This is a genomic window from Bradyrhizobium sp. RDM12, assembly GCF_051917485.1.
GTDB lineage: Bacteria > Pseudomonadota > Alphaproteobacteria > Rhizobiales > Xanthobacteraceae > Bradyrhizobium.
Genome location: NZ_CM133064.1, coordinates 6,488,208 through 6,511,366, shown reverse-complemented (window position 1 = coordinate 6,511,366; position 23,159 = coordinate 6,488,208). Strand labels below are relative to the sequence as shown.

Here is a 23,159-nt window from a genome sequence, read left to right as displayed (position 1 = left end):
GGGGGCGTGTTCTTTCTTCGCGGCGGGAACGGCGGTCAGCTCTTCGTCATGGTGATGTTGACGCCGCGGATCTCGCCCTTGGACGAGATCTGCACCGTCTGCTTGGTGCCGTTGGTGCGCAGCGTCAAATTGGCGGCAAAGCCGTTGGCTTCGACAAACACCTCGATCTGGCCGCCGCCGGCGGTGCCGCTGAGATTGCCGAAGATGTTGCGGCTGGACTCGCTCCAGTTGCCGGAGATGCGGTCGCCCTGGCTCGTCACGTCGCTGGTGAGGTCGAACTTGTAGCTGTCGGACGCGCAATGCAGGGCCTGCTTCAGGTTGAGGCCGGTGCCGCCAACCTTGTAATCCGCCTTGCAGCGGATGTGTTCTGTGGAACCATCGGACAGCGACACCGTGCCGGTGCCGGTCCACGCCCCGTCGAAACCGGCGAACGGTCCGGACGACTGAGCGTGGCTCGCTGCAACCGAGAACAGCAGCGCCGCGCCAATGCCGGCCGCTTTGATCGCCAGTTCAGATCGTCCAAAGAACTTCATCACAAATATCCCGTTTTGGAACGACGTCCGCTCATGGCAGGACGTCTCGCCCACATCGAAAGTTTAGTGTTCCGAGCCCCGGTCAGGTTCAAGCCTGGTCGTCCGTGATGTCAGGCGCGCAAAGCGCTCTTGCCATGGTCTGACCCTGGATTCCTCTGTTTCCATGTGTTTCCGGCCGAAAAGGCGGACCGGACAGATGCAGCTCTGCAACAGGTATGCAGTAAAGCGCCGTGTTCCCGAATTATGACGTAGTATCAACCTCTTACATCTGCGAATGAAGACCGAGGGAAGACCTGATTTGGTAGGCGCGGCGCCAATTTGGCCGCATTTACCAGCGCTTGTGGCTTCTCCAGTGCCGCTCTTTCCGCGGCAACTTGCCATCAGAACAATCCGTTCCCGTCGTCCGCCCTGTGCTGTCCGGGATTGGTGCGATTCTGCCGTCAGAATGAAGGAATACAATGCGTAAGCTTCTCGTCGCCCTCACCGTGCTGTCGGCAACCCTGTCCACGGCTGCATTTGCCCAGCAGGGGCGTGGCACGGACGCCGAGCAGAAGGCCTGCACGCGCGACGTGCAGAAGTTCTGCCGTCCGGTCATCGACCAGGGCGATTTCACCGTGCTGGCCTGCCTCAAGGAGAACCGGGCCAAGATCTCGCAGGCCTGCGACCAGGTCCTGAAGAACCACAACCAGTAAGCTCGGCCACTGGCCCACAAAGGCGGCCGTAGGGCCGCCTTTTTCGCGCGGGATCCACAGGGCTGCCATCGAGGGACAGGATTGGTTTTGCGGCCGTATTCCCCTATATGGGGGCCGCGGCGGCGTCGCCGGCATGAGCCCGCGCGAGCGCGAAAGCCCCTCCTGTCCAAACCATTGTTGATCAGCCCTCGATGACCTCTGCGAGCGAATTGCGATCCGGCAAGGGTGACCGCGACGAGAATTTTCCCGTCGCGTCCTGGATCATTCATCCGCGCCATCGCGCGCTGATCCTGGCGTATTACAATTTCGTCCGCACGGCCGATGACATCGCCGACCACGCCACCCTGCCGGCGGACGAAAAGCTTCGCTATCTCGACCTGCTCGAGGCGGAACTGCTCGGCAAGGGCGAGACCCAGGCTGAAGCCGTCGCGCTTCGGCGCGCGCTGGCCGAGCGAGGCATGGCGCCGCGGCACGCGCTGGACGTGCTCATCGCGTTCCGCATGGACGTGACAAAACTACGCTACGAGAACTGGGACGAGGTCATCCACTATTGCCGCTATTCGGCGATGCCGGTCGGCCGCTTCATGCTCGACGTCCATGGCGAGAGCACCTCGACCTGGGCCGCGTCGGATGCGCTCTGCGCGGGCCTTCAGATCAACAACCACCTGCAGGATTGCGGCAAGGATTTCCGCGAGCTCAATCGCGTCTATCTGCCGCGCGATGCGCTGGCTGCAAGCGGCGCCTCGGTCGAGCAACTCGGACTTGCGCAGTCGCCGCCGGCGATGCTGGCCTGCCTGCAGGGGCTCGCCCTGCGCAACGAAGCGCTGCTCAACGAGGGCAGGCCGCTGAGCGCGGAGATCAGGGATTTGCGCCTCGGCGTCGATGTCGCGGTGATCCAGGCCTATGCGGATCGTATCGTGCGCCTCCTGAAGGTGCGCGATCCGCTGCGCGAGCGCGTGCATCTGAACAAGTTTGAACTGCTCACCTTCAGCCTCGCCGGCATGACCGGCGAAGTCGGCCGCCGTGCGATCGGCCGCAAGCCCATCTCGAATCCGGGGACTGCCCATGACGCTTGAGGCGACCGCGCCCGGCGCCAATTATGGCTCGACCGCATCCGGCAGCTCCTTCTATGCCGCGATGCGTATTCTGCCGCGCGACCAGCGCGAGGCGATGTTCCAGATCTACAGCTTCTGTCGCCAGGTCGATGACATCGCCGATTCCGACGGCCCGCGCGACGAGCGGCTCGCGGCGCTGCAGGAATGGCGCAACGACATCGATGCGCTCTACCAAGGCCATCCGCCGCCGCGGCTGAAGGACTACGTCGCCTCGGTGAAGACCTTCGGGCTGAAGCGCGAGGATTTTCTCGCCATTGTCGACGGCATGGAAATGGACGTGCCGCAGGACATCCGCGCCCCCGACATGGCAACGCTCGATCTCTACTGCGATCGGGTCGCCAGCGCCGTCGGACGGCTATCGGTGCGGGTGTTCGGCCTGCCGGAAGAAGATGGTATCCTGCTTGCGTACCACCTCGGCCGCGCGCTGCAGCTCACCAACATCCTGCGCGACATCGACGAGGACGCAGGCCTCGGCCGGCTCTATCTGCCGCGCGAGGCGCTGCTGCATGCCGGCATCACCTCGAACGATCCGGACCGCGTGATCGCCGAGCGCGCGTTGCCGAAAGTCTGCCTTCCGCTGACGCAGCGTGCGAAAGCGCATTTCGAGACGTCGGACGAGATCATGAGCCGCAACAAGCGCCGCGCCGTGCGCGCGCCGCGGATCATGTCGAAGTACTATCAAGCCATTCTGGACCTCCTGATCGCGCGCGGCTTCGAGGCGCCGCGCGAGCCGGTGCGAGTGTCGAAGGTCACACGCTTCGCGATCCTGTTCCGCTACGCTTTCATCTGATGCAAAACACAGCTCACATCATCGGCGCCGGAATTTCCGGCCTCTCCGCCGCCATGCGGCTCGCCAATGCCGGCTTCAAGGTCGCCGTGCACGAGGCGACGCAGCAGGCCGGCGGCCGCTGCCGCTCCTATTTCGACGGCGCCACCAATCTCACCATCGACAACGGCAACCATCTGCTGCTGTCGGGCAACAGCCACGCACGGGCCTATGCGCGCTCGATCGGCACCGAGGCGGGCCTGGTCGGGCCTGAAACCGCGCAGTTTCCCTTCGTCGATATCAAGACCGGGCAACGCTGGCAGATCGATCTGGGCGCGGGCCGGCTGCCGACCTGGGTGCTCGACGAGAGCCGCCGTGTGCCCGACACCGGGCTGACGGATTATCTCAAGCTGGCGCCGCTGATCTGGGCCTCGGAAGCGACCCCGGTCGGCAAATCCATTCCCTGCGAGGGCATTCTCTATCAGCGCCTGGTGCAGCCGTTGCTGCTTGCCGCGCTCAACGTCGATCCGCCCGAGGGGTCGGCCGGGCTCGCCGGCGCGATCGTGCGCGAGACGCTGCTGGCGGGCGGGCAGGCCTGCCGTCCGTTGATCGCGCGCGACGGCCTCAGCGCCGTGCTGATCGAGCCCGCCGTGAAATTCCTGGCTGAGCGCGGTCACTCCGTTCAGCTCGGGCATGAGCTGCGCTCCTTGGTCTCCAATGACGGCAAAGTCAGCGCGCTGAATTTCGGCGGCGAGGACGTGATCCAGCTTGCTGCGGGCGACGTGATCGTGATGGCGGTGCCGCCGCGCGCGGCGACGAGCCTGCTGCCGGGGGTGAAGGCGCCGACCGAATTCCGCGCCATTGTGAACGCGCATTTCCGCATCACACCGCCGCCGGGCGCGGCGCCGATCCTGGGCGTCATCGGCGGCGTCGTGGAATGGTTGTTTGCGTTCCCGAACCGGCTTTCCGTCACCATCAGCAATGGCGACCGCCTCGTCGACATGCCGCGCGAGGAACTCGCGCAGGCGATCTGGAACGACGTCTGCGAGGCCGGCGGCGTCTCCGGCGAGCTGCCCCCATGGCAGATCGTACGCGAGCGACGTGCCACGTTCGCGGCGACGCCGGCGCAGAATGCCCTGCGTCCGGGGCCGGTCACCGCGCTGAAAAATCTGTTCCTTGCCGGCGACTGGACTGCTACGGGATTGCCTGCAACGATCGAGGGATCGGTCCGGTCCGGTGATCGCGCCGCCGATCTGGTTCTGGCCGTCAAAGGATCCTGAAAAGCGGCCCTGACGGGCAATGTCCCCGTCACTTTCAATCGACTATCGGAGCAATCGAGCGACATGGATTCCGTGAACGCGACCCGCCGCGAAGCTTTGGAATCGAGCACTCTGGAATCGAGCATTGCGTCGGCTACGCAAGGCGTGCTCGCATTTCAGCAACCCGACGGCCATTGGGTTTTCGAACTCGAGGCCGACTGCACGATTCCGGCCGAATACATCCTGCTGCGCCACTACCTCGCAGAGCCCGTCGATACCGTGCTCGAGGCCAAGATCGGCAACTATCTGCGCCGCGTCCAGGGTGCCCATGGCGGCTGGCCGCTGGTGCATGACGGCGAGTTCGACATGAGCGCGAGCGTGAAGGCCTATTTCGCGCTGAAGATGATCGGCGATTCCGTGGACGCGCCGCACATGGTGCGCGCGCGCGAGGCGATTCACGCACGCGGTGGTGCGATCAACAGCAACGTCTTCACCCGCTTCCTGCTCGCGACGTTCGGCGTGCTGACCTGGCGTGCGGTGCCGGTGCTGCCGATCGAGATCGTGCTGTTGCCGTTCTGGTCGCCGTTCCACCTCAACAAGATCTCCTACTGGGCGCGCACCACCATGGTGCCGCTGATGGTGATCGCCGCGCTGAAGCCGCGCGCCAAGAACCCGAAGGGTGTCGGCATCGACGAACTGTTCCTGCAGGATCCGCGCTCGATCGGCATGACTGCCAAGGCGCCGCATCAGAGCATGGCCTGGTTCCTGCTGTTTCGCTCGCTCGATGCGATCCTGCGTGTCGTCGAGCCGATGTTTCCGAAGCGCCTGCGCCAGCGCGCGATCGATGCCGCGCTCGCTTTCACCGAAGAACGGCTCAACGGCGAGGACGGCATGGGCGCGATCTATCCGCCCATGGCCAACATCGTCATGATGTATGAGGCGCTCGGCAAGGACGAGAATTTTCCGCCGCGCGCGGTCACGCGTCGGGGCATCGACAAGCTGCTCGTGATCAGGGGCGACGAGGCCTACTGCCAGCCCTGCGTCTCGCCGGTGTGGGACACAACTCTGACCGCGCATGCGCTGCTTGAGGCCGGCGGTGACAAGGCGGTGCCTGCGGCCAAGCAGGGCCTCGACTGGCTGATCCCGAAGCAGGAACTCGAGGTGAAGGGGGACTGGGCGGTGAAGCGGCCCGATGTGCGTCCGGGCGGCTGGGCCTTCCAGTACAACAATGCCCATTACCCCGATCTCGACGACACCGCCGTGGTGGTGATGTCGATGGATCGCATGCGCCGGGAGCACGGGGCGACCGGCTATGGCGCTGCGATCGATCGCGGCCGGGAGTGGATCGAGGGCATGCAGAGCGACGACGGCGGCTGGGCGGCCTTCGACGTCAACAACCTCGAATACTACCTGAACAACATCCCGTTCTCGGACCACGGCGCGCTGCTCGATCCGCCGACCGAGGACGTCACGGCGCGCTGCATCTCGATGCTGGCCCAGCTTGGCGAGACCGCGAAGACCAGCAAGCACATCGCCGACGGCGTGGCCTATCTGCGCAAGACCCAGCACCCCGAAGGCTCGTGGTACGGCCGCTGGGGCATGAACTTCATCTATGGAACCTGGTCGGTGCTGTGCGCCCTCAACATGGCCGGAGTTCCCCACAGCGATCCCATGATGCGCAAGGCGGCCGGCTGGCTGGCCTCGATCCAGAACGAGGATGGCGGCTGGGGCGAGGACGCCGTCAGCTATCGGCTGGACTACAAGGGCTGGGAGCCCGCTCCGTCGACCGCCTCACAAACGGCATGGGCCTTGCTTGCCCTGATGGCTGCTGGCGATGTTGATCACCCGACCGTCGCCCGCGGGGTGGAGTACCTGATTGCAACACAGAACGAAAAAGGACTGTGGGACGAGAGCCGCTATACCGCCACAGGCTTCCCCCGCGTGTTCTATCTGCGGTACCATGGTTACCCAAAGTTCTTCCCGTTGTGGGCGCTCGCGCGGTATCGGAACTTGCGGAACACCAACAGCAGGGTGGTAGGGGTCGGAATGTGACTTGGGGGATGGGGGACTATGTTACCGCGGGTCAGGCCGTAGACCCGCGGCCGATACTGATCGTGACCGGTCTGGTTCAGGAGGCCCGCATTGCGGCCGGGCCCGGAATGGCGGTCATTTGCTCGTCGAGCAGCCCGACGCAATTGCGCGCGCTTCTGACGGTGGTGGATCCCGAAACGATTCGTGGCGTCATTTCGTTCGGCGTGGCCGGCGGGCTCGACCCGACGCTGCGCTCCGGCGACGTCGTGGTGGCGACCGAGGTGCTCTCGGGCGATGCCCGCTGGGCCGCCGGCCTCTCGCTGAGCGACGACCTCATCGACAAGCTGACCTCCGGCCGCCGCCGGGTCGTGCGCGGCTCCCTTGCCGGCGCCGAGGAAGTGGTCACGGGCAGCACCTGCAAGGCGGCGCTGCATTCGGAGACCGGCGCCTCCGCCGTCGATATGGAAAGCCACATCGCGGCCGCCTACGCCGCCGAGGCCGGATTGCCGTTCGCCGCGGTCCGCGTCATCAGCGATCCCGCTCACCGCGCGCTGCCGGCACTTGCCCGCGCCGCAATCAAGCCGAACGGCCAGATCGATCTCGCCGCCGTCCTGCGCGGCATCGTGCGTAACCCGGCGGCGCTGCATGCGCTGGTCTCGACCGGCATCGACTTCAACCGCGCGCTGCGCTCGTTGCGCGGCTGCCGCGACTTCCTGATCGGTACCGAACTTGTCGACAGCGAGGCGCTGGTCGCAGAGACCGTCTGAGCGGGTTCTTCGAACTGACAAAGAAAAGGCCCGGTCGCGGTGGCGACCGGGCCTTTTGATTTTGGGGTGTTCGCGCCTAAGCCGCGGTCGAAGCCTTCCGCGCAGCCTTCTCCTGTGCGGCGGCGGCTTCGTCCTTGCGGATTTCCGACAGGCGCTTCTGCACTTCCGCCGAGAAGATGTACTGCGCCGGGCGCTGTTTCGACATGTCGATCTCCGGCGCCATCGGGCCCGTGGTCCTGATGCCGCGCAGCGACACCCACATCGCCTTGATCGGGTTGTTGAGAGCGGCAGTCGCAGCCGTCGGCTCGTAGCCGCAATGGGCCATACAGTCGGCGCACTTCTCGTACTTGCCGGTGCCGTAGGTCTCCCAGTCGGTGGTGTCCATCAGCTCCTTGAAGGTTTTTGCGTAACCTTCGCCGAGCAGGTAGCAGGGCTTCTGCCAGCCAAAAATGTTGCGCGCGGGCATGCCCCACGGCGTGCATTCGTATTCCTGGTTACCGGCGAGGAAGTCCAGGAACAGGCCGGAATGCATAAAGTTCCACTTCTTGCCCTTGCCCATCGCGAAGACGTCGCGGAACAGCTTCTTGGTCTTGGTGCGGTTGAGGAAGTGCTCCTGGTCCGGCGCGCGTTCATAGGCGTAGCCGGGCGACATCGAGACGCCGACGCCGAGTTCGACGGTGAGGTCGAGGAACTTCGCGATCTCCTCGGCCGGGTGGCCGTCGAAGATGGTCGCGTTGACGTTGACGGTGAAGCCGCGCGCCTTCGCCGCCTTGATCGCGGAGACGGCGCGGTCGAACACGCCCTTCTGCGACACGGCCTTGTCGTGATGCTCACGCAGGCCGTCGAGATGCACGGAGAAGAACAGGTAGGGCGAGGGCTCGAACAGGTCGAGCTTCTTCTCGAGCAGCAGCGCGTTGGTGCAGAGCGAGACGAACTTCTTGCGTGCGACGAGGCCGCGCACGATCTCGCCGATCTCCTTGTGGATCAGCGGCTCGCCGCCGGGGATCGCCACCATCGGCGCGCCGCACTCGTCGGCCGCGTCCCAGCACTCCTGCGCGGTCATGCGGCGGTTGAGGATCGCATCGGGATAGTCGATCTTGCCGCAGCCGACGCAGGCGAGATTGCAGCGGAACAGCGGCTCCAGCATCAGCACGAGCGGATAGCGTTTGCGGCCAAGCAGTTTCTGCTTGAGCAAATAGCCGCCGATACGCATTTCCTTGAAGAAGGGGATTGCCATTACAAGTTTCTTTCTGGGCTTGAAATTCGGGTAGGTCAGCTTGCAGCCAGTTGGGCCGGAAGCCTGAATTCGATGTTTTCCTCGCGGCCCGGGAGCACCGAGACCGTCACCGGTCCGATCCGCCGCAGCGCTTCGATCACGTCATCCACCAACACCTCAGGCGCCGAGGCGCCGGCTGTGAGGCCGACGGTTCTGGCATCTTTCAACCACTCCGGATTGAGCTCGCGGCCGTCGGCGATCAGATAACTCGCGACGCCGGCCTCAGTGCCGATTTCGCGGAGCCGATTCGAGTTCGAGCTATTGGCAGCACCCACCACCAAGATCACGTCGACCAGCTTGCTCAAGTTCCTTACCGCAGATTGGCGGCTCTGTGTCGCATAGCAGATATCCCGGATGTCGGGGCCTTGAATATCTGTAAATTTGGCTTGAAGAGCCCCGATAATGTCCTTGGTGTCGTCCACCGACAGCGTGGTCTGGGTGATGTAGGCCACTGGCGTATCCGCCGGCAGCGCCAGGGCCTCGGCCTCTTCAACGCTCGGGACCAGCAGGACGGGCCCGGGAACCTGACCCATTGTGCCCTGGACCTCGGGGTGACCGGCATGGCCGATCAGGATCAGGGTGCGGCCCCTGGTGATGTAGCGCTTCCCCTGATTGTGAACTTTCGTGACCAGGGGGCAGGTGGCGTTCAGCACCGGAAGGTCGCGCGCGGCGGCTTCTTCCTCCACGCTGCGGGCGACGCCATGGGCACTGAAAACGGTGACGGCCTGCGGAGGGACTTCGGACAATTCCTCGACGAAGATTGCGCCTTTGTTCTTCAGGCTTTCGACCACGTATTTGTTGTGCACGATCTCATGGCGCACGTAGACAGGCGGGCCGTATTTCTCCAGCGCCCGCTCGACTATCTCGATCGCGCGCACCACGCCCGCGCAAAAGCCGCGCGGCTGCGCTAGACAAACTTCCATTGGACGCCCATCACGCAAGTTGCACCAATCCGCTCAATTGTCCCAGGCGGCACCCCGATACAGGCCAACGCTGCAATATCCGCACCATTGGTGTCGCGACCGCGGTAACCGCCCACCCCAGCTGGGTCCAGGCGCATGCAGGCACAGCACTTTGTGTCAAAAATCGGCGCCAAGGGAAGGTGGCTCGGAGCCTGGGGTTCCCGGCAGGGTCGATCCACGGTATTAAAATACTTCAATTCACGTGAACGAGCCGGCGACATTTTGCTCACCCGTTCGTCACTTTACCGCCTCAACTCGACGGCTATACCGGCCGCTCAGCGTGATTTTGCCATGGTCTCTCGCAGTTTGCTTCGAACCTGGTTCCCGCGAGAGCCACTCAAACAGCAATAGGTTTCGCCCGGGAACTCCGATAAAGAGCGAGCGTTTCCGGCAGGCTGTTAACACTAGAAAGAAAAGAAGTGCTGCAGAGCGTAGTTGTTGCCATCGTCAGGGCCTGTACCCGGTTTGCCTCCGTCGTCGTCGTTCTCGGGCTCCTGCTGGCGGTGGGGGCGGGCTATTACACGTCCCGGCACTTCGCCATCAACACCGACATCAATTCGCTGATTGCCCAGAATCTGGACTGGCGCCAGCGGGACCAGCAGTTCGACCGCGCCTTCGACCGCGACGCGACGATTCTCGCGGTCGTCGAGGCCAGCACGCCGGAGATGGCGACGGCGGCCGCGGACGCGCTGTTTGCCAAGCTGAAGGACAACAAGACTGAATTTCAGTCGATCCAGCAGCTCGGCACCGGTGAGTTCTTCGAGAAGAACGGCCTGTTGTTCCTGCCGACCGAGGAAGTCGCCAAGATCACCGGCCAGTTCGAATCCGCAGCACCCCTGATCGAGATCATGGCCGGCGATCCCTCGATTCGCGGACTGACCGGCGCGCTGGAGACCGGGCTTGCCGGCGTCAAGCGCGGCCAGGTCAAGCTCGACAGCACCGAACGGCCGTTCAACCAGATCGCACAGACGGTCGAGACCGTGCTCAACAAGGGCGATGCGAGCTTCTCCTGGCGCGAGCTCGTCAGCGATCAGCCGTTGTCCGATTCGGACAAGCGCGCCTTCATCGAGTTCAAGCCGATCCTCGACTACAATGCACTGGAGCCGGGCAAGGGCGCGACCGACGCGATCCGCAAGGCCGCGGTCGATCTCGATTTTGCGACAAAATATCAGGCGCGAGTGCGGTTGACCGGTCCTGTCCCGATTGCCAACGAGGAATACGCCACCGTCCAGGAAGGCGCTGTCGTCAACGGCATCGGCACGGTCGTCGTCGTGCTTGTGATCCTCTGGCTCGCGCTGCATTCCTCGAAGATCATCTTTGCTGTGTTCGTCAATCTGTTCGTCGGCCTTTCGCTGACGACCGCCGGCGGCCTGATGATGGTCGGCTCGTTCAACCTGCTGTCGATCGCGTTTGCCGTGCTGTTCGTGGGACTGGGCGTCGACTTCGGCATCCAGTACAGCGTGCGCTACCGCTCGGAGCGCTACAAGCACGACGATCTCTCCAATGCCCTGGTGCTTGCCGCCAAGCGCTCCGCAGTGCCGCTGTCGCTGGCGGCGATGGCGACGGCCGCCGGCTTCCTCTGCTTCCTGCCGACCGACTACAAAGGCATTTCCGAGCTCGGCCAGATTGCCGGCGTCGGCATGCTGGTGGCGTTCCTCTCGAGCATCACAATACTGCCCGCGATGCTGAAACTGCTGAACCCGCCGGGCGAGAGGGAGCCGGTCGGCTATGCCTTCCTGGCGCCGCTCGATTACTTCCTGGAGAAGCACCGGGTACTGGTCGTGGGTGGCACGCTGCTGCTGGCGATCGCCGGCCTGCCGTTGCTCTACTTCCTGAAGTTCGACTTCAATCCGATGAACCTGCGCAACCCGAAGGCCGAGTCGATCGCAACCTTCCTCGACCTGCGCAAGGATCCCAACACCGGCGCCAATGCCATCAACGTGATGACCAGGTCGGAGGAGCAGGCCAAGCAGGTTGAAGCGAAGCTGGAGAAGGTGCCGGAGGTGTTGCGTGTGATGTCGCTCGACAGCTTCGTGCCGGAGGACCAGCAGCCGAAGCTGAAGCTGATCGCGCAGGGCGCCAAGCTGCTGAACCCCGCGCTCAACCCCGACCAGATCGACCCCGCGCCGTCGGATCAGGAGAATGTCGAGTCGTTGAAATCCTCGGTCGACAATCTGCGCCGCACCGCCGGTGACGCCAAGGGCCCGGGCCCAGTTGCCTCGCGTCGGCTCGCGGACGCACTCGAGAAGCTTGCCAATTCGGACGAGGCGACCCGCAACAGGGCACAGGACGTGTTCGTCACGCCGATGAAGATCGTGTTCGACCAGCTCAGAAACGCGATGCAGGCCGAGCCGGTCACCCTGAAATCACTGCCGCCCGATCTCGTGAACGCCTGGAAGAGCAAGGACGGAATTATCCGGGTCGAAGCTCAGCCGAAGGGCGACCCCAACGACAACGATACGCTGCGCAAGTTTGCGGCAGCCGTGCTCGCGGCCGAGCCGACCGCGATCGGCGGACCGGTCTCGATCCTGAAATCCGGCGACACCGTGGTGAACGCATTCATCCATGCCGGCATCTATGCGTTGCTCGTGATCGGCCTGTTGCTGTGGATCACGTTGCGCCGCATCGTCGACGTGCTGATGACGCTCGTGCCGCTTCTGGTTGCGGGCGCGGTGACGCTCGAGATCTGCGTGTTGATCGGCCTGCCGCTCAACTTCGCCAATATCGTCGCGTTCCCGCTGCTGCTCGGCGTGGGCGTCGCGTTCAAGATCTACTATGTCGTAGCGTGGCGCTCCGGCAGGACAAACCTGCTTCAGACCAGCCTGACGCGCGCGATCTTTTTCAGCGCAATGACGACGGCGACCGCGTTCGGCAGCCTGTGGCTGTCGAGCCATCCGGGCACGTCCAGCATGGGCAAGCTGCTCGCACTTTCTCTGGTGACGACGCTTGCCGCAGTGCTGCTGTTTCAGCCGGCCCTAATGGGCAAACCCCGCAATCTCAGGGAGTAGGCAGATGTCGCCGACGGGATCGGCGGTTGCGCTCTTCTGACCGGGCTTGGCCGCGGCAGCGCTCTTCGGAGCTGCCGTCGGCGCAGTTGCTGCTGCGCCTGGTGCCGGTGCAGCCTTGGGCGCTGCCCCGGTGGTTTTTGGCGCACCCTTGGCCATGGCGTTGGCGGTGCTCGGCGGGATGGGTGGACCGACGCGGGTCCAGGTCTCGCCGCCGCACAGGAAGCCCAGCACGCAGCCCTTGATCTCGAGCTGGTCGCTGCCGACAGGCGTGATGGTCGCACTATACATCTGCCCATCTTTGGCGTTGTAGACCTGACCTTCCCACTGCTCGGCGCCGGCCACCTTCTTCATGTCGATCAGGGTCGCCATGCCCAGTGTCGGCCTGTTCTTTTTTGAGACATCCGGATTGTTCTCGTCGCGGCCTCCGGGCTGCTTTTCCCACGAAACCGCGCCCCACATGGCGCCATTGCATTGGGCGACGCGGATATGGGCGACGCCGTCGGCAACCCGCCAGTCGCCGGTGGGATCGGCAGCGAGCGCCGGTGTCAGGCCGGCGTAACCGCTTGCCAGTATTATTCCGGTGTAAAGGGCCAAACGCATGAGTGTTCCTTGGCAGTGCAACATGGTCTAAAGCTGTGCTTGCGAAGATGGTCCGAAAAAGGGCAAAAGGCCGCACAGACCCTTTTCCGTTTGCTGACCGTTTTCAGTTGACGAAGCGGCCCTCAACCGAAGTATGTAGCGGATGAACAGTCCAAATCCAGACATGTCCCAGTTGTTCGCGGACCGTCAGGCCCAGCGCAGCACCCTGCATAATCGGCACCTGAACGAGCAGTTCGTCCGGGTTCTCAAGACCATCGGCTACGACGTCGGCTTCCAGAAGGGGCAGGGGCAGTACCTCTACGATCGCGAGGGGGCGCGTTATCTCGACCTCCTGTCCGGCTTTGGCGTGTTCGCAATCGGGCGCAATCATCCGGTGATGCGCGATGCGCTGAAAAGCGTGCTCGACGCCGATCTGCCCAATCTCGTCCAGTTCGACGTTTCGGTGCTCGCCGGCGTGCTCGCCGAGCGGCTTTTGAAGTATATTCCCTACCTCGACAAGGTGTTCTTCGCCAATTCCGGCGCCGAATGCGTCGAGGCGGCAATCAAGTTCGCGCGTGGTGCCACCGGCCGTCCCGGCATCGTCTACTGCGCGCACGGCTATCACGGCCTGACCTATGGCGCACTGTCACTGACCGGTGATTCGAACTTCCGCACCGGCTTCGAGCCGCTGCTGCCGGGCTGCACCTCGGTTCCGTTCAACGATCTTGCCGCGCTCGAAAAGGCGCTGGCCTCACGCGAGGTGGCGGCCTTCGTGGTCGAGCCGATCCAGGGCAAGGGCGTTAACATGCCCTCCGACGAGTTCCTGCCGGGCGCGGCCGCGCTCTGCAAGAAGTACGGCACGCTGTTCGTCGCCGACGAGATCCAGACCGGGATGGGCCGCACCGGCCGCTTCCTGGCCGTCGAGCACTGGAACGTCGAGCCCGACATGGTGCTGCTGTCGAAGTCGCTCTCGGGCGGCCACGTGCCGGTCGGCGCCGTGCTGACGCGCAAGAACATCTTCGACAAGATCTTCAACCAGATGGACCGCGCGGTGGTGCATGGTTCGACCTTTTCCAAGAACGATCTCGCGATGGCCGCCGGCATTGCCACGCTCGACGTGATGGAATCGGAGAAGCTGATCGAGTCCGCCGCCAAGCGCGGCGCCGAGCTGCGCCTCGCGCTCACGCGTATGGTGCCCGGCTACGAGCTCTTGAAGGAAGTGCGCGGCAAGGGCCTGATGATCGGCATCGAGTTCGGGCCGCCGAAATCGCTGCGGCTGCGGGCGTCCTGGAATGTGCTGGAGGCCGCCAACAAGGGCTTGTTCTGCCAGCTCATCACCGTGCCGCTGTTCAAGGATCACAAGATCCTGACGCAGGTGGCCGGTCACGGCAGCCACACCATCAAGCTGCTGCCGTCGCTCACCATCACCGAAGAAGACTGCAACTGGATCGAGCGCGCCTTCGACGACGTCATCGCCGGCAGCCACAAGGTCCCCGGTGCGATCTGGTCGCTCGGCAAGACGCTGGTGGACAACGCGGTGCGGCGGTCGGCCTGATTTTCTGCCGAGGCGTATCGGCCGTCCTCATTGCTTCGCTGCGCTTGCAATGACGGTGTGATGTAAAGCTACCCCTCCACATTCGCCTTCATCGCAGCCTCGAACTTGTCGACGAATTCGGTGAGCTCGTCGCCGCCGATATCGCTGACGGCCCAGAAGTTCAGGCCGCGCTCGCCCCAGCGGCGGCAGTTGAAACCTTGCATGGTCTGCGTCTTTGGCGGCCGATGCTCGGTGCTCGCGGTCTGCGACACGAACAAATTGATGATGTGCTGCCGGCGCCGGTAGACCACCGCACCGATGGCGCGCGCATCGACATAGTCGAGCCTGCCCCCAACCAGCGTAAAACCTTGCGCCGTGAGGTCGATCACGGGCGGGGCGACATCGAGCTTGCCGTTGAACCAGGGCTTGACCGTGTGCTGATCGGTCGAGACGACGTCGATAAGGTGGCCGGCCTGGAGCGAGCGCAGATGCGCGGAAACGACCTCCGAGAGGATGCGCTGCTGGTCGTCCTGGCGCAGCACCATGGCGACGACGCCGGAAGCGGCGAGCGCCGAGACTGCCGAACCCATCGCAAAACCGCGAAGCACGGAACGCCGGCTCGGCTGCGGCCGCGCTTGCGGCATCGACGCCTCGATGCGGGCACGCAGGCCAGCGGGCGCACTGTAGCGCAGCTTGGTATCGGCCAGCACGCGCTTCATCTCGCGCTGTGCCGCGAACTCAGCCGTGCAGGCCGGGCAGCTTGCGACGTGGGCTTCGACCTCGCGCGCATGGCCGGCATCGAGCTCGTTGTCGAGCAGCGCGTGAAGCAGGATTTGTGCTTCGTCGCAGGTCATTTCGATTGCTCCTCTTCCGCCGTCCAGGCCGCGCGCAGCATGGCGCGGGCGCGGGCGAGGCGGGACATCACGGTGCCGACGGGGGCACCGACGGCTTCGGCAATTTCACGATAGGACAGGTTGCTGATCTCCCGCAGCACGAAGGTTTCCTTGAATGGCTCGGCGAGCGCGTCGATCATCTTGCGGATGGCGCCGGCGTCGCGGCTGCGCAGCACCTCGGTCTCCGGGCTGGCCTCGCTCTCCTGCCACATCGGGGTCTGGTCGGCGGCGCCGGGCGTGTCCTCGATTGCGGCGTGCGAGTGCGCGCGTCTCGCATATTCGGCGTTGCAGACGTTGCGCAGGATCGCGAACAGCCACGGCTTCATCGCCGGACCGCGATAGCTGTCAAAGTGCTTCAGCGCGCGCAAATAGCATTCCTGCACCGCGTCCTCCGCGTCGGAGGCGTCGCGCAGGAGATAGCGTGCAAGCGTGTAAACGTCGTCGAGATAGGGGAGCGCCGCCTCGCGGAAGCGCTGCGCCTTCTGGAAATCGTCGCTGACGGGCATCGCCTCTCGCTTTGCCTCTTGCTGCGTTTGGTGCGTCGTTTCGTTCTTGGCGTCGCCCTTGGGCCTGACCGACGCCAAGCGAGCCCGGCCGGCGTGGGACCACCGGCCGGGCAAGACAGAGATGCCTTGATTGGAGACGTTACTCAACCTTGATCATCCCGGTCATGTGCGGGTGCAACGAACAAAAATACTTGTAGTCGCCCGCATCGGTGAAGGTGAACGTGAACTTGTCGTCGGTGTCCAGGGTCTTGGACCTGAACTTGCCGGCCGACACCACGGTGTGGGGGATGTCGTCCCGGTTGGTCCAGGTCACGGTCGTGCCGACCTTGATCTTGAGCTCCGGCGGCTGGAAGACGAAATTGTCGATATGCACCTCCATGTTGGTGTCGTCGGCACGTGCGGTTGCGGCGGGTAGCAGGATGGCCGCGGCCAGAGCGATCCCGAAGTCGCGGCGATTGAGTGTCTTCATTGTCAGCTTCCGTTCAGCCCTGAATCAACCCTGCAGCGGCGTGTCGATGATCGCGAGCCGCTGCTCGTTCTGCTTGAAGTTGATGCTGGCGACGCCGAGCATCGAACGGAGCTTGGCGTCCTCGACCTTCATCGGTCCGGGCGATGCGGCAGTACCTGGCGCCGGTTGCGGGAAGGCGGTCGAACGCGCCGTGTGGAAGGTGACGTTGCCCTCGACCTTCTGCATCACCTGGTGGATGTGCCCGTTCAGCACGGTGACCGAACCGAACCCCTTGACGTATTCGAGTGCGCGGCCGCCGTCCTCGGTGCCCCAGCCCCATTCCGGATAGACGGTCCAGAGCGGAATATGCGCGAACAAAACGACGGGCGTGGATTTCGACTTGCCGCGAAGATCATCCTCGAGCCAGGCGAGTTGCTCGGCGCCGAGATTGCCGAGGCCGCCGCCCTTGAGGTCGACGACGTTGACGAGGCCGACGAAGTGCACGCCGCCGGCGTCGAACGAGTACCAGCCCGCACCTTTGGTGCCGCGGCCGTAGCGCTCGCGATAGAACTTCACCTCTTCGTCGAGGAAGTCGTGCTCGCCGGGCACGTAGTGCACGTCCAGCTTGGACTGCGAGATGATGCGATCGGCGTTGTCGAACTCGGAGGCTTTCGACAGATGGGTGATGTCGCCGGTGTGGATCATGAATGACGGCTTGACCGGCATCGCATTGATCTTGTTGACGGCTTCCTCCAGCGTGCCCAGCGCATTGGGGTTGGCCGGCTTGTCGAAGCCGACATGGCTGTCGCTGATCTGGAGGAAAGTCATGCCGGGCGCGGCGGCGGTTGCGGCTTCAGCTGAATCGATGATGCCGAGCGAGCGCGGCACGCCGCCCGTAATGGTCCAGAGCACACCGGTGCCGGCCCATGTCATGCATTCCAGCACCTTGCGGCGGCTGACGCCGTCTTCGCCGTGATCGTGTCCGCTCATCGCTCGTCTCCTTTGGCCCGGGATTGGGCCGTCTGGGAGGTGATCGGGGGAGGATTGGGTTTATTCGCGGGGGCTGATGACGTTTTCGTGAGGTGGGGTCACGCTCGCCGTTTGAGCCCGCAGCCCGGCAGCGCGCAACTTGTGGCGCTGCGTCCGGGACAACAGACATGAACGGGGATCTACGCCGAAAATTCCCGGACGGCCCGCAGCACGAGGGCGGGCGCTTCCTGCGCCACGCAATGGCCGGCGCCTCTGAAGGCGAGGGCACGGGCGTGCGGGATGAGCGCCATGGCGCGTGAGGCCATCTCTTTATAGATCGGCCCCGACGTTTCGGCAGTCGTCACCGTCACGGGGCACGCGATTTCGCCAAACCAGGCGAACGGATTGCCGCGCGCGTCGCCGACGTAAACCTGCTCCATCGCCTCGTAGATCGGACGCAGCATCGCCGACTCGATCTCGGGCGTGCAGCAAAGCCGCACCCTGCCGTTGTCGAGCGGCGCAAAACCGTGCCGCACATAGGCCCAGAGCGACGCTTCGGTCCAATCCGCAAAGGCAGGCGCGGCACGGTAGCGCCTGAAGACGGCATCGTGACTGTCGAACTCCGCCTGCCGGCGCAGCGCGCCCTGCACACGGGACAGCGATTGTTCGCTCAGCCCCACGGATGGATCGCGTGCCGCATGCGGGTTCATCACGGTCGGCTCCATCACGAACAGGCGTGTGAAACATCCCGGCCTCATCCTTGCTGCCAGTAACAGGTCGGTTGCGCCCGCGCTGTGACCGATGCCGTAGACGTCGCGCAAGCCCAGCACGTCGATCACCCGGCAGATATCGTCGGCATAGTCCGCAAAATGATAGGTGCGGGGCTTATGGCTTGCGCCATGGCCGCGGCGATCGAGCCCGTAGACGGTGTGGGTCGATGCAAGATCGCGCGCGACCTCGTCCCAGACGTCGGCGACGAAGCCGGTGCCGTGCACGAGCAGGGCAGGCGGATTGCCGCTCTCGCCCCATTGCAACATGGCGATCTCCGAGCCGGTGGGACCGATGGAAAAGCGCTGACTGATCATGGTGATTGGATGCTACTTCGCATCCTCCAGAATCATCGCAGCGCCCTTCTCGGCGATCATCGCAGTCGGCGTGTTGGTGTTGCCCGAGGTGATCGTCGGCATGATCGAGGCGTCGACGACGCGAAGACCGCTGAGGCCATAGAACCGCAGGCGCTCGTCGACCACGGCCATGGGATCGCTCACCGCGCCCATTTTCGCCGTGCCGACGGGATGGAAGATGGTGGTGCCGATATCGCCGGCGGCCTTTGCGAGCGAAGCATCGTCGTCGCCGACGCTGGGACCGGGCAGGTATTCGCTCGGGCGATATTTTGCCAGCGCCTTCTGCTGCATCAGGCGGCGTGTGGTGCGGATGGCGTCGGCGGCGACCTGGCGGTCGTCGTCGGTCGACAGATAATTCGGCGCAATGATCGGCTTCTCGTCCGGCGTCGCCGAGCGCAGGCGCACGGTGCCGCGCGAGGTCGGCTGGAGATTGCAGGCGCTCACCGTGATCGCCGGGAAGCGATGCAGGGGATCGCCGAACTTGTCGAGCGACAGCGGCTGCACGTGGAACTGGATGTTGGCGCGCGCGCGTGTCGCATCGGAACGCGTGAAGATGCCGAGTTGCGACGGCGCCATGGTCAGCGGACCGCGGCGGCGGAAGGCATAGTCGAGGCCCATCAGACCGCGGCGGAGCAGATTGTAGTAGGTCTCGTTCAGTGTCCGCACGCCCTCGACCTTGTAGATCGCACGCTGCTGGAGATGATCCTGCAGATTGCGCCCCACGCCGGGCTTGTCCATCACGATGTCGATGCCGAGCGGCGACAACCAGTCTGCGGGCCCGATACCGGAGCGATGCAGCACCTGCACCGAGCCGATCGAGCCTGCCGAGAGAATCACCTCGCGCTTTGCGCGCGCCTCGATGATCTCGCCGTTCTGGATGAAGCGCACGCCGACGGCGCGGCCCTGCTCGATGATCAAATGGTCGACCAGCACATGTTTCTCGAGCCGCAGGTTCGGCCGGTTCAGCGCCGGCTTGAGGAAGCCGCGCGCCGACGACCAGCGCCGGCCGCGCTTCTGGTTGACGTGGAAATAGCTCGTGCCTTCGTTGTCGCCGGTGTTGAAATCCGGGATGCGCTTGATGCCCATTTCCTCGGCGGCATCACCGACGGCGTCGAGAACGTCCCAGGACAGCCGCGGCGCCTCGATCCGCCAGCCGCCGCCGGTGCCGTGATGCTCGCTTTCGCCCAGGAAATGATCCTCCAGCCGCCTGAACAGCGGCAGCACGTCGTCATAGCCCCAGCCGGTCATGCCGAGCTGGCGCCAGTGATCGTAATCGGCGGCCTGTCCGCGCATTGAGATCATGGCGTTGATTGCCGAGGAGCCGCCGATCACCTTGCCCCGGGGATAGGCGAGTGCGCGGCCGTTCAGGCCTGGTTCTGCCTCGGTCTTGAACATCCAGTCCGAGCGCGGATTGCCGATCGCGAAGAGATAGCCGACCGGAATGTGGAACCAGATCCAGTTGTCGTCGCCGCCGGCCTCGAGAATGAGAACGCGGTTCTTAGGTTGGGCCGATAGCCTGTTGGCAACAATGCAGCCGGCCGTGCCGGCGCCCACGACAATGTAGTCAAACTCACCTTCGAGCCGCCTTGGCATTCTGCTTCCACCCGTATGGTCCCTACGTTCCGTCCTAATAGGCAGACGAAGACGATGGGGACAAGTCCGGCGATGCCGGGCGGGCAGGGCTAGACCCCGATCCCTAACGGTTGGGCGGACTGGCGCTTGCATGGTAGACAGGCCTGCATTTTCAACAGAGCTCGAGACCCTCCATGCCCATCGTGAACCGCGTCGCTGACCTTCAACCCGATATCCAGGCTTGGCGACGGGACATCCACCAGCACCCCGAGCTGCTGTATGATGTCCACCGCACCGCAGCATTCGTTGCGGATCGCCTGCGCGAGTTCGGTTGCGACGAGGTCGTGACCGGCATCGGCCAGACCGGCGTGGTGGGCGTCATCAAGGGCAACAAATCGGCCGGCGAGGGGCTCAAGGCGATCGGTATGCGGGCCGACATGGACGCGCTGCCCGTCGATGAGCAGACCAACCTGCCTTACGCCTCCAAGATTCCGGGCAAGATGCACGCCTGCGGCCATGACGGCCACACCGCGATGCTGCTCGGCGCCGCGCGCTACCTTGCCGAGACCCGCAATTTCGCCGGCAATGCCGTCGTGATCTTCCAGCCGGCCGAGGAAGGCGGCGCCGGCGGCGCGGCCATGGTCAGGGACGGCATGATGGAGCGCTTCGGCATCGAGCAGGTCTACGGCATGCACAACGGCCCCGGCATTCCGGTCGGCTCGTTCGCGATCCGGCCCGGCCCGATCATGGCGGCAACCGACGAGGTCGACCTCATGATCGAGGGCCTCGGCGGCCACGCCGCGCGTCCGCACAAATGCGTCGATTCCGTTCTGGTCGGTGCACAGCTGATCGCCGCGTTGCAGTCGATCGTCGCGCGCAGCGTCGATCCGCTGGAATCGGCCGTGATCTCGATCTGCGAATTCCACGCCGGCAACGCCCGCAACGTCATCCCGCAAACCGCGACTCTGCGGGGCACCATCCGCACGCTGACGCCGGAGGTGCGCAAGCTGGTCGAGAAGCGCGTGCGTGAAGTCGTGGCGGGCGTGGCGCAGATCACCGGCGCGAAGATCAATCTGAACTACAAGCGCAACTATCCCGTGGTGAACAACCATGCCGCGGAGACCGAAGTGGCGTCGCGGATCGCCAAGCAGGTCGCGGGCGATGCCAACGTGCTCGATATGTCGCCGATGATGGGCGGTGAGGACTTTGCGTATATGCTGGAAGCGCGTCCCGGCGCGTTCATCTTCTGCGGCAATGGTGACAGCGCCGGCCTGCATCACCCCGCCTACAATTTCAACGACGAGGCGATCGTGTTCGGTACGTCGTACTGGGTCAAGCTGGTCGAGGAGCAGTTGGCAGCGTCGTAAGCTAAGACGCAGGAAGAAATGAAAAAGGGCCCGTGCATTGCACGGGCCCTTTGACGTTGGTAAGCGGCGATCTCTCAGAAGACGTGAGAGAAGAAGTAGTACAACGAGCCGGAGATGATCATCGCGGCCGGCAGGGTCAGCACCCAGGCCATGGCGATGTTGCGGATCGTGGCCCATTGCAGGCCGGAGCCGTTGGCGGCCATGGTGCCGGCGATGCCTGACGACAGAACGTGCGTGGTCGAGACCGGCAGGCCGTAGATGTCGGCGGCGGCGATGGTGGCGGCCGCCGTAATCTCGGCGCACGCGCCTTGCGCGTAGGTCAGATGCGTCTTGCCGATCTTCTCGCCGACCGTCACGACGATGCGCTTCCAGCCGACCATGGTGCCCAGCCCAAGCGCGATGGCGACCGCGATCTTCACCCAGCCGGGGATGAACTTCGTGGCGCTGTCGAGCGAGCCCTTATAGGCGTTGAGCACGGCGACGTCGCCGGAGCTGAGCTCGGCTTCCTTGTCCTTCATCAGGAAGCGCAGCGCTTCAGAGACGAGGTACATGTCGTTGCGGGTGTTGCCGACGAGGTCCGCCGGCACTTTCGCCAGCGAGCCGTAGGTCGTCACCTGCCTGGCGATATCGCGCACGAGCACGGCAAGCGACGGGAACGTGCCGCCGTTGACTTCGCGCGTGGCGACGTAGCTGGTCACCGCAGGCCGCGGATTGCCGAGCACGTTGTAACCTGCAGCCTTGCCCTCGATGATCTTGCTCGCCGCCTCCGAGTTCGTGACGAAATGTTCGATCTCGGTCGCCGGCAGCGCGCGATTGAGCGCATAGGCCGTGGGCACGGTGCCGATCAGGATCAGCATGATGAGGCCCATGCCTTTCTGGCCGTCGTTCGAGCCGTGGAAGAAGCTCACCAGCGTACAGGTCAGGATCAGGATGCCACGGATCCTCCACGGCGGCGGCTGGTCGCCCTTCGGCTCGCCGAACAGAGCGGGCGTGACGCGCAGCAGCACGCTGCGGAGGATGTACAGCAGTATCGCGGCGAGCGCGAAGCCGAACAGCGGCGACAGCAGCAACGCCTTGCCGATATTGGTGGCCTGCGACCAGTCGACACCCGAGGTGCCGCTGCGGCCATGCAGAACTGCGTTCATGATGCCGACGCCCATGATCGAGCCGATCAGCGTGTGCGAGCTCGAGGCCGGCAGGCCGAAATACCAGGTGCCGACGTTCCAGATGATGGCGGAGATCAACAGCGCGAACACCATCGCGAAGCCGGCGCTGGAGCCGACCTGAAGGATCAGCTCGACCGGCAGCAGCGAGACGATGCCGAACGCGACTGCGCCCGAGGACAGTAGCACACCGAACAGGTTGAACATGCCGGACCACACCACAGCGATGTTGGCGGGCAGGGAGCGCGTGTAGATGACGGTCGCGACCGCATTGGCGGTGTCGTGGAAGCCGTTCACGAACTCGAAACCGAGCGCGATCAAAAGCGCGACGAAGAGCATGAGGAAGGGAGCGATGCTCTTGACCTGCGTGCCGGTCGCATCGACGTCGATCCAGATGCTGTAGGCAACGAACAGCAGCGCCGCAGCGATGACCCCCATATAAATGATGCCGGTCAGCGGATGGAATCCGCCTTCAAGGTCTGGCCCCTTACGCAAGGCCGGCTCGATGGAGCCGGGTAAAGCAACGTCACTCATTGGAAATTCTCCTGTCCCAAGGCCCCGATTTTGCGCGCGGCATGTGACAGGCAGTTGAAAT

At 64.2% G+C, this 23,159-nt stretch carries 20 protein-coding genes; 9 read left to right on the top strand and 11 right to left on the bottom strand.

What is annotated here, in order from left to right; genetic code table 11:
- Positions 1 to 35: 35 nt before the first annotated feature.
- Positions 36 to 533, bottom strand: a complete 498-nt coding sequence (locus ACTGJ9_RS31900; protein WP_456674283.1) for a hypothetical protein — start codon at positions 531 to 533, stop codon at positions 36 to 38.
- 458 nt (positions 534 to 991) lie between these two features.
- Between ACTGJ9_RS31900 and ACTGJ9_RS31895 the strand changes: the two genes are divergently transcribed.
- The 6 genes from ACTGJ9_RS31895 (at position 992) to ACTGJ9_RS31870 (ending at position 7,163) form a co-directional block, all read left to right on the top strand.
- Complete coding sequence (locus tag ACTGJ9_RS31895) at positions 992 to 1,225, top strand: hypothetical protein (RefSeq protein ID WP_027533949.1); 234 nt, start codon at positions 992 to 994, stop codon at positions 1,223 to 1,225.
- A gap of 191 nt (positions 1,226 to 1,416) precedes the next feature.
- The gene (gene hpnC, locus ACTGJ9_RS31890; RefSeq protein WP_456674282.1) at positions 1,417 to 2,301 is read left to right on the top strand and encodes a squalene synthase HpnC; all 885 of its coding nucleotides are present in this window, start codon (positions 1,417 to 1,419) and stop codon (positions 2,299 to 2,301) included.
- A complete protein-coding gene (gene hpnD, locus ACTGJ9_RS31885) occupies positions 2,291 to 3,130 on the top strand; it encodes a presqualene diphosphate synthase HpnD (protein WP_456674281.1) in 840 nt (279 codons plus the stop codon). The genes hpnC and hpnD overlap by 11 nt, the downstream gene beginning before the upstream one ends.
- Positions 3,130 to 4,386: a hydroxysqualene dehydroxylase HpnE gene (gene hpnE / locus ACTGJ9_RS31880; protein WP_456674280.1), complete on the top strand. Its 1,257-nt coding sequence runs from the start codon at positions 3,130 to 3,132 to the stop codon at positions 4,384 to 4,386. Before hpnD ends, hpnE begins: the two co-directional genes overlap by 1 nt.
- A 63-nt stretch (positions 4,387 to 4,449) precedes the next feature.
- Positions 4,450 to 6,417 (top strand): squalene--hopene cyclase, encoded by a 1,968-nt coding sequence (gene shc / locus ACTGJ9_RS31875; RefSeq protein ID WP_456674279.1) that lies wholly within the window; start codon positions 4,450 to 4,452, stop codon positions 6,415 to 6,417.
- The gene (locus ACTGJ9_RS31870; protein WP_456674278.1) at positions 6,414 to 7,163 is read left to right on the top strand and encodes a phosphorylase; all 750 of its coding nucleotides are present in this window, start codon (positions 6,414 to 6,416) and stop codon (positions 7,161 to 7,163) included. The genes shc and ACTGJ9_RS31870 overlap by 4 nt, the downstream gene beginning before the upstream one ends.
- Before the next feature lie 76 nt (positions 7,164 to 7,239).
- Here ACTGJ9_RS31870 and hpnH read toward each other — a convergent pair whose 3' ends face one another.
- Positions 7,240 to 8,400, bottom strand: a complete 1,161-nt coding sequence (hpnH, locus tag ACTGJ9_RS31865) for an adenosyl-hopene transferase HpnH (RefSeq protein WP_456674277.1) — start codon at positions 8,398 to 8,400, stop codon at positions 7,240 to 7,242.
- Positions 8,401 to 8,435: 35 nt separating this feature from the next.
- Positions 8,436 to 9,362, bottom strand: coding sequence for a 4-hydroxy-3-methylbut-2-enyl diphosphate reductase (ispH, locus tag ACTGJ9_RS31860; RefSeq protein WP_456674276.1), 927 nt, complete (start codon positions 9,360 to 9,362; stop codon positions 8,436 to 8,438).
- A 458-nt stretch (positions 9,363 to 9,820) separates the two neighbouring features.
- On the opposite strand from ispH, the gene hpnN reads away from it, so the two are divergent.
- A complete protein-coding gene (hpnN, locus tag ACTGJ9_RS31855) occupies positions 9,821 to 12,409 on the top strand; it encodes a hopanoid transporter HpnN (protein WP_456674275.1) in 2,589 nt (862 codons plus the stop codon).
- Here the strand turns inward: hpnN and ACTGJ9_RS31850 are convergent.
- The gene (locus ACTGJ9_RS31850) at positions 12,377 to 13,009 is read right to left on the bottom strand and encodes a DUF2147 domain-containing protein (RefSeq protein WP_456674274.1); all 633 of its coding nucleotides are present in this window, start codon (positions 13,007 to 13,009) and stop codon (positions 12,377 to 12,379) included. The genes hpnN and ACTGJ9_RS31850 overlap by 33 nt on opposite strands.
- A 142-nt stretch (positions 13,010 to 13,151) precedes the next feature.
- On the opposite strand from ACTGJ9_RS31850, the gene hpnO reads away from it, so the two are divergent.
- Positions 13,152 to 14,543 carry an aminobacteriohopanetriol synthase HpnO gene (hpnO, locus tag ACTGJ9_RS31845; RefSeq protein WP_456674273.1) on the top strand — a complete coding sequence of 464 codons (1,392 nt, stop codon included), beginning with the start codon at positions 13,152 to 13,154 and terminating at the stop codon, positions 14,541 to 14,543.
- Between the two features lie 68 nt (positions 14,544 to 14,611).
- On the opposite strand, the gene ACTGJ9_RS31840 is transcribed toward hpnO, so the two are convergent.
- The 6 genes from ACTGJ9_RS31840 to ACTGJ9_RS31815 all read right to left on the bottom strand — a co-directional run bounded on the left by ACTGJ9_RS31840 (position 14,612) and on the right by ACTGJ9_RS31815 (position 20,055).
- Positions 14,612 to 15,376 (bottom strand): anti-sigma factor family protein, encoded by a 765-nt coding sequence (locus ACTGJ9_RS31840; protein ID WP_456674272.1) that lies wholly within the window; start codon positions 15,374 to 15,376, stop codon positions 14,612 to 14,614.
- Entirely contained in the window at positions 15,373 to 15,921 is a 549-nt protein-coding gene (locus tag ACTGJ9_RS31835) for a sigma-70 family RNA polymerase sigma factor (protein ID WP_456674271.1), read from the bottom strand. Before ACTGJ9_RS31835 ends, ACTGJ9_RS31840 begins: the two co-directional genes overlap by 4 nt.
- A 139-nt stretch (positions 15,922 to 16,060) precedes the next feature.
- Positions 16,061 to 16,390, bottom strand: a complete 330-nt coding sequence (locus ACTGJ9_RS31830; protein WP_456674270.1) for a cupredoxin domain-containing protein — start codon at positions 16,388 to 16,390, stop codon at positions 16,061 to 16,063.
- A gap of 24 nt (positions 16,391 to 16,414) precedes the next feature.
- A complete protein-coding gene (locus tag ACTGJ9_RS31825) occupies positions 16,415 to 17,359 on the bottom strand; it encodes a metallophosphoesterase family protein (protein WP_456674269.1) in 945 nt (314 codons plus the stop codon).
- Between the two features lie 179 nt (positions 17,360 to 17,538).
- A complete protein-coding gene (locus ACTGJ9_RS31820; RefSeq protein WP_456674268.1) occupies positions 17,539 to 18,423 on the bottom strand; it encodes an alpha/beta fold hydrolase in 885 nt (294 codons plus the stop codon).
- Positions 18,424 to 18,435: 12 nt separating this feature from the next.
- Complete coding sequence (locus ACTGJ9_RS31815; RefSeq protein WP_456674267.1) at positions 18,436 to 20,055, bottom strand: GMC family oxidoreductase; 1,620 nt, start codon at positions 20,053 to 20,055, stop codon at positions 18,436 to 18,438.
- A 173-nt stretch (positions 20,056 to 20,228) separates the two neighbouring features.
- Here ACTGJ9_RS31815 and ACTGJ9_RS31810 point away from each other — a divergent pair, with 173 nt between their 5' ends.
- Complete coding sequence (locus ACTGJ9_RS31810) at positions 20,229 to 21,401, top strand: M20 aminoacylase family protein (protein WP_456674266.1); 1,173 nt, start codon at positions 20,229 to 20,231, stop codon at positions 21,399 to 21,401.
- Positions 21,402 to 21,475: 74 nt separating this feature from the next.
- Here ACTGJ9_RS31810 and ACTGJ9_RS31805 read toward each other — a convergent pair whose 3' ends face one another.
- Positions 21,476 to 23,098, bottom strand: coding sequence for an inorganic phosphate transporter (locus tag ACTGJ9_RS31805; RefSeq protein WP_456674265.1), 1,623 nt, complete (start codon positions 23,096 to 23,098; stop codon positions 21,476 to 21,478).
- Positions 23,099 to 23,159 lie beyond the last annotated feature (61 nt).